This window comes from Hydrogenophaga intermedia, from assembly GCF_000723405.1.
Lineage (GTDB): Bacteria > Pseudomonadota > Gammaproteobacteria > Burkholderiales > Burkholderiaceae_C > Hydrogenophaga > Hydrogenophaga intermedia.
Genome location: NZ_CCAE010000032.1, coordinates 41299 through 53491, shown reverse-complemented (window position 1 = coordinate 53491; position 12193 = coordinate 41299). Strand labels below are relative to the sequence as shown.

The window sequence follows — 12193 nt, the reverse complement described above, 5'->3', positions numbered from 1 at the left end:
GGTGGCCGAGGGGCGGGAGGGTCAGGGGAGCGGGGGCCGCTGCCGCGGGTGCGGCGGGCCAAAGTGTAGGACCAGAAGTCCGGAGCAAGCGGCGCGCCCGGGGTCAATGGCGCAGGACTCATCCGGTTCGCCGTCCACCCCGTACAAAGGTGATGCACGCCAACGACCCATCACCCAGCCGCCGCTGGCAATTCGGCAACGTCCTGTTCACGCAGATCGCCTGGTTCGCCGCGGTGCTGGGAGCGGCCCACGGCCTGCCCGCCTGGGGGGCCGTGCCCGCTCTGGCGGTGGTGCTATGGCACCTGCACCTGGCTCCGCGGCCAGGCCCGGAGGCCTTGTTGATCGCCGCCGTGGCCGCGCTGGGGATGGTGGCTGACACGCTGGTGCTGGGGCAAGGCGTGCTGGCTTACACGAGTGGGCAGTGGAGCGCCGCCGCGCCGCCCTTGTGGATGACCGCCCTGTGGGCCGTCTTCGCCACCTCGCTCAACGTCACCTTGCGCTGGCTGCACGGCAGGCCGCTGCTGGCCGCGCTGATCGGCGCAGTGGCCGGCCCGCTGGCCTTTTACTCCGGCACCCGACTGGGGGCCGCCACGCTGCTGGAGCCGGTGCCTGCCCTGGCCTGCCTGTCGCTGGCGTGGGCCATCGCGCTACCAGTCGTGTGTCTGTGCGCCCGGGCGCTCGACGGCGTGGGCACGCCCGGGCCGGCGGCCCTCTCCCGGTGAACCACGGCCGCGCGGACGCCTGCGTGCTGGGTACGCCGCGCGCGCCCTATTCCGGCCAGCGCTGCGGCACGCGCCGCACCTTGTCCATGTCGTAGCCCAGCGCGCGCAGGCTCGCCATGGCCTCTTCGTAGGCCTGATCGCTGATCTGCGGCGTGCGCGCCATCAGCCAGGCGTAGTCGCGGTCGGAGCGCGCGACGATGGTGCGCTGCCCATCGGCCGACAATTCGGCGATCACGTACTCGGCCTGAAAGGGCCACAGGAACTGCATGTCCCACACCGCGTTGCCCGTGCCGGGCCGCACCGTGCCCACGGGGTGCATGGTGTTCACCGGCGCGTTGAAGCCGCCGTGGCGGTAGCGGAACCGGGTGGCGATGCGCCCGTCCTCGCGCAGCGAATACGACTCCACCGCGTTGAAGGCCGCCCGCTCGGGCCAGGTGGGCACGTGCGCGATGACGTACCAATCGCCCATGAAACGGGACAGGTCGATCTGGCCCGCGGTGGGAATGGCGGGGGCGCGAGACTCGGTGGTCACGCTGCCCCGGTTGGCACACGCGGCCAGGGCAGCGCCTGCACAGGCAATGAGCGCCACAAGGCGCCACCGCCGGTCGCTGAAGGTCTTCGACATGACGGATCACCTCGCAAATACCTGGTTTACGCAAGCCGCCGCTGCGCGGATCACTGCAGGCTGCCCTGGCACGGCTCACCGAATGGGGCAAGCTCGAATCGCTTACGCGTGGGGATTGCTTTCGAAGAAAAAACAATCCGGCAGGATGGCCGGCGCGATGTACTCGATGTCTTTGGCCGGCACGCCGCAGGCGAAGAAGCTTTCGCGCCAGTGGCGGACGACATCGACGAGTCGATCGATTTCCCCGCGCGCCTCTTGCGCCGACAAACCGAAACGCCCCGCCTGCGACAGCAGGTTGTAGATGCTGGCCGTGCGGCCGTAGTCGCCCACGGTCAGGGCCAGGTCGCGCCTCTCCAGGCTGACGACCGGTGCGGGCACGAGGTCGTAGGCCGGAGCCAGCCGCCATCCCTTTTGCCTGCGCAGCAGCGCGTGGTTGCGCGGATGATCATCGTTGTTCGTCACCGCGGCGTTGAAGACCATCCGCTTGAACAGTTCGGCGCAGTCGGCTTGTGGCTTGTCGGACCAGCGGCGCAAGTTGTCGGCCATCAACAGGTAGGACCATCGTTCCCGGTCCAGGTGGCTGTCGCCGCAGTCGAGCACGGTCAGGCCGCTGACGAGGCCGAAGCGAAGGTAGCCCTGGTCGGTGTAGTCGCGATCGAAGCGCTGCAACATCAGCACATCACACTCGCCGACGGACTGGAGCCGCGCCTGCGCGACGTTCAGACCGCATCTGCGCGCCAGATCGAGCGTCGCAAATTCGACGCGCTGCAGATTGAAGCGGTCGTCTCTGGCGGGAAACTTGCCGAGCCAGAGGCTGTGCGCGTCCTCGATCGTGGCCTTGGGCCGCGCGCCGCCCATGCTGGTGCCGGGATCGATCTGTTCCAGGAGATGGGCCGCCACCGGGCGGCCCGCTTCGATCGCCTGGGTGGCCGCGATCAGTTCGTCGAGTTGGTGCGTGCGGTTGTATCGGCGCTTGGGCGCGGGCGGCTCGGCCGTCAGCCCGAAGCTCAGGTAGCCTGCGCCGTCTTGCGGCCCGTGCAGCAGATAGTCGATCTCCTGGAGGTCGGCCGCGCTGCGCTCGAGCTTGTGCTCGATCACGCGTCGTCCCCAGGCGTCGGGACCAGCGTCTCGAACCGCACCCGGAATCCCCTTGAGTTGCGTGAACTCGAAGACTTCTCTGGCAAGGGGCAGGTGGAACGGATCGAGCGCAACGGCCTCCGGGCGCTGAAGGTAACGATCGCCGTAGCGGAACCGCCCTATCTGCGTGCCATCGGACAGTGTCTGCACCCTGAGCAGCGCTGCCGGCACCGTTTCCAAGGTGCCGGGCATCTGAATGTAGATGTAGGCCTCGCGCTCAGAAGTCATAGTCGTCGCTCGCCTTGCGGGCCTTGCCAGCCCGCGTCGGGCGGCGCGACGCTTCGAGCGCCTTGCCGTGGCGGTCGCTGTCGGGGTCCGCGACGGCGTCCAGCGACTGGTCCAGGCCGAGTGCCCACAGCACCGTGAAGCACACACCGACCGCCGTACCAGGCTTGCCGAGTTCAAGTGCCGTGAGCGTGTTTCGGTTGATGCCCGCCTTGTCGGCGAGATCGGCAACCGACCAGCCGCGCCGAATCCTTGCCACACGGATGCGTTGCCCCAGTTGGACCACCCGCTGGGACGCTTGCAATGGCATCGAAAACTTGCTCATTATTTCAGGCGTTTACTCATTAAACGCCTGAAATATTAGGCGATTTTCGCCGCCTCGGCAAATTTGCGAACGCCACCTCCGGGCAGCGGCAGCTCACTCCCACTCGATCGTCGCCGGCGGCTTCGAGCTCACGTCGTACGTCACGCGGTTGATCCCGCGCACCTCGTTGATGATGCGGCTGGAGACCCGCTTGAGCAGGCTGTACGGCAGCTCGGCCCAGTCGGCGGTCATGAAGTCGCTGGTCTGCACGGCGCGCAGGGCCACCACGTAGTCGTAGGTGCGGCCGTCGCCCATCACGCCCACGCTTTTCACCGGCAGGAACACGGTGAAGGCCTGGCTGGTCAGGTCGTACCAGCTCTTGCCGGAATGCGGCTCGATGGTGGAGCGCAGTTCCTCGATGAAGATGGCGTCGGCGCGGCGCAGCAGGTCGGCGTAGTCCTTCTTCACCTCGCCCAGGATGCGCACGCCCAGGCCCGGGCCCGGGAAGGGGTGGCGGTAGACCATGTCGTGCGGCAGGCCCAGGGCCACGCCGAGTTCGCGCACCTCGTCCTTGAACAGGTCGCGCAGCGGCTCCAGCAGCTTCAGGCCCAGTTGTTCGGGCAGGCCGCCCACGTTGTGGTGGCTCTTGATGGTGACGGCCTTCTTGCTCTTGGCGCCACCAGACTCGATCACGTCCGGGTAAATAGTGCCTTGTGCCAACCACTTGGCGCCTTTTGTTGAAGCACCACTTGAAGTCAGTTTGGCGGCCTCGGCCTTGAACACGTCCACGAACAGGCGGCCGATGATCTTGCGCTTCTGCTCCGGGTCGCTCACGCCGGCCAGTTCGCCCAGGAACAACTCGGCCGCGTCCACCCGCACCACTTTCGCGTGCAGCTTGCCGGCGAACATCTCCATCACCATGTCGCCCTCGTTCAGGCGCAGCAGGCCGTGGTCGACGAAGACGCAGGTGAGCTGCTCGCCAATGGCGCGGTGGATGAGCGCGGCGGCCACCGACGAGTCGACCCCGCCCGACAGGCCCAGGATCACCTCCTCGTCGCCCACCTGCTCGCGGATCTTCTCGACCGCCTCGGCGATGTGGTCGCGCATCACCCAGTCGGGGCTGGTGCCGCAGATCTCGAGCACGAAGCGATCGAGCAGCGCGCGGCCCTGCACGGTGTGCGTGACCTCGGGGTGGAACTGCACGGCGTAGAAGCGGCGCGCCTCGTCGGCCATGCCGGCGATGGGGCAGCTGTCGGTGCTGGCCATGAGCTTGAAGCCCGGCGGCAGCTCGGTCACCTTGTCGCCGTGGCTCATCCACACCTTGAGCATGCCGTGGCCTTCGGGGGTGGTGAAGTCGGCAATGTCTTTCAGCAGCGCGGTGTGGCCGCGCGCGCGCACCTCGGCGTAGCCGAACTCACGGGTGTGGCTGCCCTCCACCTTGCCGCCGAGTTGCTGGGCCATGGTCTGCATGCCGTAGCAGATGCCCAGCACGGGGATGCCCAGCTCATAGACGGCGTCGGGTGCCTTGTCGTCCACCTCGTACACGCTGGCGTGGCTGCCGGAGAGCACGATGCCCTTGAGGTGGCCGTCGGCGGCGAATTCGCGCACCCAGTCGCTGCTGACGTCGCAGGGGTGCACCTCGCAGTACACGTGCGCCTCGCGGATGCGGCGCGCGATGAGCTGGGTGACCTGGGAGCCGAAATCGAGGATGAGGATCTTGTCGTGTTGCATGGGGGCTTTCGGAGGAACTAGGGCCTGTTCACACTATTTTTCCAAGTGCGAATGGGTTGAAAACAGCGCCAATCTAGGCGCGCGACGACGGCCAGGCTGGACGCCTGGCCTAGGAGCGCAACGACGAGTGGCGCTGTTTTCAACCCATTCCCTTCGGGTTGCGGTCAAAAAGGCCATGCGCCGCGTTGCGAAGCCTCGCCGGGCCACCCGGCCCGTCTGCGTTTCGCGCCTTGCGCTTGGCCTTTTTGCTCCGCAACGCATCTTGGAAAAATAGTGTGAACAGGCCCTAGAACGGTTCGACGGCGATGCCGCAGGCGCGCGCGGCCGCCAGCAGCGCCGCCTCGCGTGACAGCAGGGTGCCGTTGAGGCGCACCACCAGTTCGAGGTAGGCGGCGTCGAGGTAGCTGATCTGGTGGGCTTCGGCCAGGCGCAGCACCTGACTGCGCCGGTGCAGGTTGGGCGGTGGGTCGATCTCGACCTGGGCCTGGGCCACCAGCTCCAGGCCGCGTTCGTAGTGGGCGCGCGGCAGGCGCCCGCTGCGGCAGGCCAGCAGCAGGGCCTGGCCCACCTGCCAGTGCCACAGCGCGGGGGCGTGGTACAGGCCGGCCTGTCCACGCGCACGGCCGTAGTGCTCGTCGCAGCGCGGGTGCTGGTGCTCGGGAATCAGCCAGGCCACGGCCACGCTGGCATCGATCACCCAGGGCTTCATGGCGCGTCCCCTGCGGACCAGGCCGCGCGAAAGGCGCGCAGGTCGGCCAGGGCCTGGGCCGATATCCGCTCGCGCTCGGTGTCGTCGACGCCCGCGACCTCGGCCACCAGGCGCACCACCGGCTTGCCGTGGCGCGTCAGCACCACCTGCTCGCCCTGCTCGGCCGCCCGGATCAACTCGGACAGCTGGCCTTTGGCCTGGTGGATGGGGACAGACAGCATGGCGGGTGCGGCGGCTGGAAAACCCGGCATTGTGCCAGAAGCCGGCGCTTATGGACCAAAGATTTATGGACCAGAATTTGCACCCACGGACTCGCCGAACGCGATGCGCAGAGGCTTGGCGGGCGTCTTGCATACTCCCGGCGCAGCCATGCTCCACCCGCCCCGCGCCTACCTGTACCTCGACGCCGTCGCCCGCGCCGGCTCCATCCGCAAGGCGGCGGAGCAGTTGCACGTGGCCTCCACGGCGCTCAATCGCATGATCCTGGAGCTGGAGGAGCAGGCCGGCACGCCGCTGTTCGAGCGCTTGCCGCGCGGCGTTCGGCTCACCGCCGCGGGCGAGGTGCTGGTGCACACCGTGCGCCGCTCGCTGGCCGATCTGCGCTCGGCGCAGTCGCAGATCGGGCAGTTGCAGGGCCTGGTGCGCGGCACGGTGCGCCTGGGCTGCGCCGAATCGGTGGCCACCGACCTGGTGCCCAGCGCCGTGGCCCAGTACCAGGGCCAGCACCCGGGCGTGCAGTTCCAGGTGATCTCGGGCGTGACGAACGAGTTGGTGAACCGCCTGCTGCAGGACGAGGTGGAGCTGGTGCTCGTGCACGACCCCGCCCCCAGCGACGAGCTGCGCGTGATCAGCCGCCTGCACCAGCCCCTGTGCGCCATGCTGCGGCCCGACCACCCCCTGGCCGGGCGCGCAAGCCTGCGCCTGGCCGACTGCCAGCCCTACCCCGTGGCCCTGGGCGACCGATCGTTTGGCAGCCGCCGCCTGCTGGACGCGGTGCTGGCCCGCGCGCGACTGCCCATGCGCCCGCTGATCGAGGCCAGCACGGTGCAACTGCTCAAGGAATTCACGCGCCAGACCGGCGCGATCAGCTTCCAGTTCCAGATCGGCACCCTGCAGGACGCGCGGCGCGGCGAGCTGGTGTCCATCCCGCTGGTGGACCCGGCCCTCAGCGGCAGCGAGCTGGTGCTGGCCGTGCGCGACAGCCGCCGCCTGCCGATCGCCACCCTGTCCTTCCTGGAACTGCTGGTGAGCCGGCTGGCCGAGATCACGCCCTGACGCGGTGACCGCCCCGGCGGGATCGAGTGCACACATTTTTCGCTCGCCCCGAGCGAAACATTGAGCTTCCCGGATGCACTGGCGCTCCAGATACTGGCGCCATGAACCCAGCGAACCCACCCCGCCAGCTCCAGGTGCACCGCCTGCCCATGGCCCACCCGGGGGACCTGTCGGCCCTGGCCGACCTGCTGGACGAAGGCCGCGTGCGCGCGGAGGACGTGGTGGCGGTGATCGGCAAGACCGAGGGCAACGGCGGCGTGAACGACTTCACCCGGGGCTACTTCACCCAGAGCCTGATGCACCTGCTGGGCGCGCGCCTGGGCCGTGCGCCGGCCGAGCTGCAGCGCGAGCTGCCTTGTGTGCTTTCTGGCGGCACCGAGGGCGTGCTCTCGCCCCACTACAGCGTGTTCTCGCGGGCCGAGGCCGCCGCCGACGCCCCGCCCGGCCCCGCGCTGGCCATCGGCCGCGCTTTCAGTGCGCCGACCCCGGCCGCCGACATCGGCCGCTGGGCCCAGGTGCGCGCCGTGGCGGGCGCGGTGCGCGCGGCCATGGCCGACGCCGGCATCGCCGACCCCGCCGAGGTGCGCTTCGTGCAGGTGAAGGGCCCGTGCGTGACGGGCGCCCGCGCCGCCGCCGCCCTGGCCGCCGGCCAGAGCGTGGCCAGCGCCGACCCCAACCGCTCGATGGCGCTGTCGCGCGCGGCGGGCGCCTTTGGCGTGGCCCTGGCGCTGGGCGAGATGGCCGATGACCCGGCGCTGGAGTCGGCCCTGCTCACGCGTTTCGACCTCTGGTGCGGGCGCGCCAGCGTGTCCACCGGCGTGGAGGTGGAGGCCAACGAGGTGGTGCTGCTGGGCCACAGCGCCCAGTGGCGTGGCCCGCTGCGCATGGCCTGCGAGCCCATGGCCGACGCCATGGACTTGCCGGCCGTGGCCCGCGCCCTGGCGCGGCTGGGCCTGCGGGCGGCGCCCCAACTGAGCGCGGACGACAGCGCACGCGTGGCCGCCGCTCTGGTGAAGTGCGAACCCGACCGGCGTGGCCAGGTGCGCGGCGCGCGCCACACCATGCTCGACGACACCGACATCAACGCCCAGCGCCACATCCGCGCGGCCGTGGGCGGCCTGGTGGCCGGCACGCTGGGCGACGGACGCCTGTTCGTTTCGGGCGGCGCCGAGCACCAGGGCCCGGACGGTGGCGGCCTGATCGCGGTGATCGCGCACGCCGCATGAACGCTGTGGTTCACACCCCTGCCGTCACCGAGGCGCCCGCCTGGCAACTCGGCGTGCACGAACTGGGCGAGGCCTACCGGGCCGGGCGCCTCACACCCGTGCAGGCCCTGCAGGCCCAGTTGGAGCGCCTGGCCGAGGTGCAAGCGGTCGTCAACGCCATGGCCTGGGTCGATGCCGAGGGCGCGCGGCGCGCCGCCGAGGCCAGTGCCGCACGCTGGCTGCGCGGCCAGCCGCTGTCGGCGCTGGACGGCGTGCCCGTGACCGTCAAGGACAACATCCCCGTGGCCGGCCTGCCCTGCCGCTGGGGCAGCCGCCTCTACCAGGACCACGTGCCCGAGCGCGACGAGTCGCCCGTGGCGCGTCTGCGCGCGGCCGGCGCGGTGATCCTGGGCAAGACGGCCGTGCCGGAGTTCACCCTGCAGGGCTACACCGACAGCCCCGTCACCGGCGTCACCCGCAACCCCTGGGACCCGTTGCTCACCCCGGGCGGCTCCAGCGGCGGCGCGGTGGCCGCACTGGCCGCGGGCGTGGGCGCACTGGCCCTGGCCACCGACGGCGGCGGCTCCATCCGCCGCCCGGCCGGCCACACCGGCCTGTATGGCTTCAAGCCCGGCTGGGACACGGTGCCGCGCGAGCACGGCCTGCCCGAGATGCTGCCGCGCATGGAGGTCATCGGCCCCATCGCACGCAGCGCGCGCGACCTGCAACTGGCCATGGGCGTCATCGGCGGCGCGCGCGCGGGCGCCTGGCCCGACGCGCCACCACCGGTGCCGCCGCAGCGCATTGCCTGCTGGCGCCACATCGCCGGCAGCCCGGTGGACCCCGGCGTTCTGGCCGCCTGCGACGCCGCCGCCGAGCGCTGGCGCGCCCTGGGCCACACCGTGGACGTGGTGGACGCGCCCCTGGCGGTGCAGGCCTTCAACCAGCACGCCTGGCCCGTCATCAGCACCACCGGCCTGGCGCGCGTGCTGCGCCAGTACCCCGACGCCGCCGCGAGAGTGGGCCCGGCCCTGGCCGAAATGCTCGCGCGCGGCCAGGCCTGGCGCGCCACCGAGCTGTGCGACGCCCAGGCCGTGGTGCGCCAGTTGCGCCGCGCCATGGCCGACGTGTTTCGCGCGCACGACCTCGTGCTCAGCCCCTGCTCCGCGGCCCTGCCCTGGCCAGCCGCCGACAGCCACCCGCCGCGCATCGCGGACCAGCCGGTCGACGGCCGTGGTCACGCCGTGTTCACCGCCTTCGCCAACGCCACAGGCCTGCCGGCGCTGGCCCTGCCCGCCGGGCGCGTGGGCCATCTGCCCGTGGGCGTGCAACTGGCGGGCCCGCCCGGCAGCGACGCCGCCCTGCTGGCGCTGGGGCAGTCGTGGGAACGCGCTGTCGCTGCGGTCGGCACCGGAGCCGTGGAGTTGACGCCGCCACTCTGGCCGATCTGGCCCTGAACCTGCTTAACCGATCCCGAGCCCTGCGAACCCCCATGTCCACCACCCGAAAAGTCCTCAACCTGGGCGCCGGCGTCGCCGGTGCCATCCTGGCCCGGCGTCTGTCCCGCCTGCCGGGGCTGGACGTCACCTGCCTGGAGCGCGTGGCGCCCGACGACCACAGCGAGGCCGGCACCGGCCTGAACGTGGGCCCCAACGCCATCAAGGCCTTGCGCGCCTGCGACCCCGAACTGGCCGACGCCGTGCTCGAGCAGAGCCTGCCCTGGCGGCGCTGGCGCACCTCGCTGGCCGACGGCACGCCGCTGTTCGACCTGCCGCTGGAACGCGTGGCCGACAACGCCGGCATCCGCATCCGCTGGTCCGAGCTGTACCGCATCCTGCGCGGCGGCGCGGGCCCGGCCATCCGCTACGGCTGCCAGGTGAGCGAGATCGGCCCCAGCCCCGGCGACCCGCACCGCACCCGTGTGCGCTGGACGGAGAACGGCAGCGCGCACGAACTCGACGGCATCGACCTGCTGATCGGCACCGACGGGCGCTACTCCGCCACGCGCGCCGCCTTCTCCGGCCTGCCCGAGCCTCGGCACGTGGGCGTGGCCATCCTTCGGGCCCTGGTGCCCGACACCAGCGGCGGCCTGGTGGACGACTACGAGCAGTGGTTCAACCGCCACCACCGCCTGCTGGCCTTTCGCGTGCCACCCGGCCACATCTACATCGCCGGCACCTACCCGCTCGCGGCCGGCGCGCCCATTCCGGACGACTGGAAAACGCCCGCCGCCATGCGCCACGCCTTCCTGCCCGAGGGCCGCGAGCCCGCGCCCGCCGTGCGCTGGCTCGTGGAGGCGCTGTGCGGCCATGCCGGCGACGCGCACTGGGCCCGCATGCAGGAGTCCGACCTGCGCTTTGCCGAGCCGGTGCGCCAGGTGCTCTACCTGGGCGACAGCGCGCACGGCATGGCCCCCACCCTGGGCCAGGGCGCCACCCAGGCCATGGAGGACGCGAGCTGCGCGGCCCTGCTGATCGAGGCCGCCGTGCGCGCCGGGCAGACCGACGCGCGCGGCTGGATCGACGCCATCGGCGCCGCGCGCGGCGAGCGCATCCGCTTCGCCATGGACTTCTCCCTGCGCGCCAGCGACACCCTGCTGCAAGGCGCCGATCCCGTGGCCGGCGCGCGCTGGAAGACCGAGGCGCCCTTCATCGACGACCTCTCGCGCCTGTTCCGCGACGTCGCCTGTCCCACCGAACCTGGGCAAGGCGCATGAACGCGACGCCTGTCCCACCGCGCCCGGGCGACGGCGCCATGACCCTGGGCCTGTTCCACCTGGCCATCAAGACCGCCGACCTGGCGCTGACGCGCGCCTTCTGGTGCGGCGTGATCGGCCTGCGCGAGGTGCCCCGGCCCGACTTCGGCTACCCCGGTGCCTGGCTGGCCTGCCCGCAGCCGGGCGGCCAGGCCATCGTGCACGTGTACGCCGGGGGCCCCGCCCTGGGTGGGCTGGACCAGGTGCCCGCCGGCAGCGCCGCCATCGACCACGTCTCCCTGGCCTGCGCGGGCTACCACGCCTACCGCGCCCGCTTCCACGCCGCCGGCCTGGACTGGCGCGAATTCCTGGTGCCCGGCACCACGCTGTGGCAGCTCTTCGTCTACGACCCCAGCGGCGTGCAGCTCGAACTCACCTTCGAAGGCGCCAGCGAAGCCGGCGCTGCGCCGGACATGTCCGAACACCGCGTCTACCGCGCGGGCCAGGCCTTCTTTCACGCGCCGGCCTACCCCCGGCAGACCCTTTTGTCATCCCACGGAGAAACCCGCCATGCAACGCGCTGACTTCCTTTCCCTCGCCACCAAAGGCCTCGCCGCCCTGGCCCTGTCCACCGCCCTGCTGCCGCTGGCGCACGCCGCCGACAAGGTGCGCCTGGGGGTGTTTCCCTCCAGCGCGGCGCTGCCCTTCTACATCGCGCAGAACCGGGGCTACTTCAAGGCCGCGGGGCTGGAGGTGGAGGAGATCCCCATGACCAGCCACCCGCTCACCGTGCAGGCCATCGTGGCCGGCAACATCGACGGCGCGGCCAACCTGGTCACGCTCGAAGGCGCCAACATGGAATCGCGCCGCCCCAACACGCTCAAGTACCTCTCGCTCAACGGCCAGAACAGCGCGCACGTCATCGAGCAGTTCGTGGTGAAGGCCGGTCACCCGGCCAAGTCGCTGCGCGACTTCAAGGGCGGCGTGAAGCTGTTCTCCGCGCCCGGCCCGGCCAACATCGGCGCCGCGCGCGCCGTGCTCAAGTCGGTGGGCCTCAAGGAGGGCAGCGACTTCACCATCCAGGAACAGCCCGTCAACATGCACGCCAGCGTGCTGCAGGCCGGCACCTTCGACGGTGGCTACACCCTGGAGCCCGCCGCCACCATCATGGTGGGCCAGAAGATCGGCCAGCGCGTGGAGGCCGGTGTCATCGCCACCCATTTGCTGGGCAACAAAAACGCCAGCGCCTTCGCCGCCGGCGCCGTGCTGGCCGACAAGTTCGTCAGCGAGCGCCCCGACGTGGCGCGCCGCTTTGCCGAGGCCTGGGCCCGCGGCGTGAAGGAAGCGCAGAGCGACACCAGCACGCGCGGCTACCTCATCGCCGGCATGAAGGTGCCGCCAGAGCTGGCCGCCACCGTGCCGCTGCCGCGCATCGTCATGGCGCGCGACCTCTCCCCCGCTGACGTGGGTGACTTCCAGAAATTCCTGGACCTGGGCGTCGAACTCGGCGTCATCAAGGACAAGGTCGACGGCAAGGCCCTGGTCAAGGCGTTCTGAACATGAGA

13 protein-coding genes are annotated in these 12193 nt (G+C 70.9%); 7 read left to right on the top strand and 6 right to left on the bottom strand.

Annotated elements, in window-relative coordinates; genetic code table 11:
• The first annotated feature begins 152 nt into the window (after positions 1–152).
• The gene (locus BN948_RS16975; protein WP_009515675.1) at positions 153–722 is read left to right on the top strand and encodes a DUF2878 domain-containing protein; all 570 of its coding nucleotides are present in this window, start codon (positions 153–155) and stop codon (positions 720–722) included.
• 46 nt (positions 723–768) lie between these two features.
• Here the strand turns inward: BN948_RS16975 and BN948_RS16970 are convergent, their stop codons facing one another.
• The 6 genes from BN948_RS16970 to BN948_RS25755 all read right to left on the bottom strand — a co-directional run bounded on the left by BN948_RS16970 (position 769) and on the right by BN948_RS25755 (position 5674).
• A complete protein-coding gene (locus tag BN948_RS16970) occupies positions 769–1347 on the bottom strand; it encodes a lipocalin family protein (RefSeq protein WP_009515677.1) in 579 nt (192 codons plus the stop codon).
• A gap of 102 nt (positions 1348–1449) precedes the next feature.
• Entirely contained in the window at positions 1450–2712 is a 1263-nt protein-coding gene (locus tag BN948_RS16965) for a type II toxin-antitoxin system HipA family toxin (RefSeq protein WP_009515679.1), read from the bottom strand.
• On the bottom strand, positions 2702–3034 hold the full coding sequence (locus BN948_RS16960; protein ID WP_035622689.1) for a helix-turn-helix transcriptional regulator: 333 nt from the start codon (positions 3032–3034) through the stop codon (positions 2702–2704). The genes BN948_RS16965 and BN948_RS16960 overlap by 11 nt, the downstream gene beginning before the upstream one ends.
• 93 nt (positions 3035–3127) lie before the next feature.
• Positions 3128–4744 carry a glutamine-hydrolyzing GMP synthase gene (gene guaA, locus BN948_RS16955; protein ID WP_009515682.1) on the bottom strand — a complete coding sequence of 539 codons (1617 nt, stop codon included), beginning with the start codon at positions 4742–4744 and terminating at the stop codon, positions 3128–3130.
• 286 nt (positions 4745–5030) lie between these two features.
• Positions 5031–5453 carry a type II toxin-antitoxin system VapC family toxin gene (locus tag BN948_RS16950; RefSeq protein ID WP_051756167.1) on the bottom strand — a complete coding sequence of 141 codons (423 nt, stop codon included), beginning with the start codon at positions 5451–5453 and terminating at the stop codon, positions 5031–5033.
• Positions 5450–5674 (bottom strand): type II toxin-antitoxin system Phd/YefM family antitoxin, encoded by a 225-nt coding sequence (locus BN948_RS25755; RefSeq protein WP_009515686.1) that lies wholly within the window; start codon positions 5672–5674, stop codon positions 5450–5452. The genes BN948_RS16950 and BN948_RS25755 overlap by 4 nt, the downstream gene beginning before the upstream one ends.
• 148 nt (positions 5675–5822) lie before the next feature.
• On the opposite strand from BN948_RS25755, the gene BN948_RS16940 reads away from it, so the two are divergent.
• From BN948_RS16940 to BN948_RS16915, 6 genes are all read left to right on the top strand, one after another.
• The gene (locus BN948_RS16940) at positions 5823–6728 is read left to right on the top strand and encodes a LysR family transcriptional regulator (RefSeq protein WP_009515688.1); all 906 of its coding nucleotides are present in this window, start codon (positions 5823–5825) and stop codon (positions 6726–6728) included.
• 101 nt (positions 6729–6829) lie between these two features.
• Complete coding sequence (gene atzD / locus BN948_RS16935) at positions 6830–7954, top strand: cyanuric acid amidohydrolase (protein WP_009515690.1); 1125 nt, start codon at positions 6830–6832, stop codon at positions 7952–7954.
• Positions 7951–9390: an amidase gene (locus BN948_RS16930; RefSeq protein WP_009515692.1), complete on the top strand. Its 1440-nt coding sequence runs from the start codon at positions 7951–7953 to the stop codon at positions 9388–9390. The genes atzD and BN948_RS16930 overlap by 4 nt, the downstream gene beginning before the upstream one ends.
• Positions 9391–9425: 35 nt before the next feature.
• On the top strand, positions 9426–10649 hold the full coding sequence (locus BN948_RS16925; protein WP_009515693.1) for a Rossmann-fold NAD(P)-binding domain-containing protein: 1224 nt from the start codon (positions 9426–9428) through the stop codon (positions 10647–10649).
• Positions 10646–11212: a VOC family protein gene (locus BN948_RS16920; RefSeq protein WP_009515695.1), complete on the top strand. Its 567-nt coding sequence runs from the start codon at positions 10646–10648 to the stop codon at positions 11210–11212. Before BN948_RS16925 ends, BN948_RS16920 begins: the two co-directional genes overlap by 4 nt.
• A complete protein-coding gene (locus BN948_RS16915; protein WP_009515697.1) occupies positions 11199–12185 on the top strand; it encodes an ABC transporter substrate-binding protein in 987 nt (328 codons plus the stop codon). Before BN948_RS16920 ends, BN948_RS16915 begins: the two co-directional genes overlap by 14 nt.
• Positions 12186–12193: the final 8 nt, after the last annotated feature.

What these genes read in the sequence shown, in the direction of transcription:
- BN948_RS16940 (WP_009515688.1), top strand. Translation starts at nt 5,823, where the DNA reads ATGCTCCACCCGCCCCGCGCCTACCTGTACCTCGACGCCGTCGCCCGC.
- BN948_RS16970 (WP_009515677.1), bottom strand. Translation starts at nt 1,347, where the DNA reads ATGTCGAAGACCTTCAGCGACCGGCGGTGGCGCCTTGTGGCGCTCATT.
- BN948_RS16925 (WP_009515693.1), top strand. Translation starts at nt 9,426, where the DNA reads ATGTCCACCACCCGAAAAGTCCTCAACCTGGGCGCCGGCGTCGCCGGT.
- BN948_RS16965 (WP_009515679.1), bottom strand. Translation starts at nt 2,712, where the DNA reads ATGACTTCTGAGCGCGAGGCCTACATCTACATTCAGATGCCCGGCACC.
- BN948_RS16920 (WP_009515695.1), top strand. Translation starts at nt 10,646, where the DNA reads ATGAACGCGACGCCTGTCCCACCGCGCCCGGGCGACGGCGCCATGACC.
- BN948_RS16930 (WP_009515692.1), top strand. Translation starts at nt 7,951, where the DNA reads ATGAACGCTGTGGTTCACACCCCTGCCGTCACCGAGGCGCCCGCCTGG.
- guaA (WP_009515682.1), bottom strand. Translation starts at nt 4,744, where the DNA reads ATGCAACACGACAAGATCCTCATCCTCGATTTCGGCTCCCAGGTCACC.
- BN948_RS16975 (WP_009515675.1), top strand. Translation starts at nt 153, where the DNA reads ATGCACGCCAACGACCCATCACCCAGCCGCCGCTGGCAATTCGGCAAC.
- BN948_RS16950 (WP_051756167.1), bottom strand. Translation starts at nt 5,453, where the DNA reads ATGAAGCCCTGGGTGATCGATGCCAGCGTGGCCGTGGCCTGGCTGATT.
- BN948_RS25755 (WP_009515686.1), bottom strand. Translation starts at nt 5,674, where the DNA reads ATGCTGTCTGTCCCCATCCACCAGGCCAAAGGCCAGCTGTCCGAGTTG.
- BN948_RS16915 (WP_009515697.1), top strand. Translation starts at nt 11,199, where the DNA reads ATGCAACGCGCTGACTTCCTTTCCCTCGCCACCAAAGGCCTCGCCGCC.
- atzD (WP_009515690.1), top strand. Translation starts at nt 6,830, where the DNA reads ATGAACCCAGCGAACCCACCCCGCCAGCTCCAGGTGCACCGCCTGCCC.
- BN948_RS16960 (WP_035622689.1), bottom strand. Translation starts at nt 3,034, where the DNA reads ATGAGCAAGTTTTCGATGCCATTGCAAGCGTCCCAGCGGGTGGTCCAA.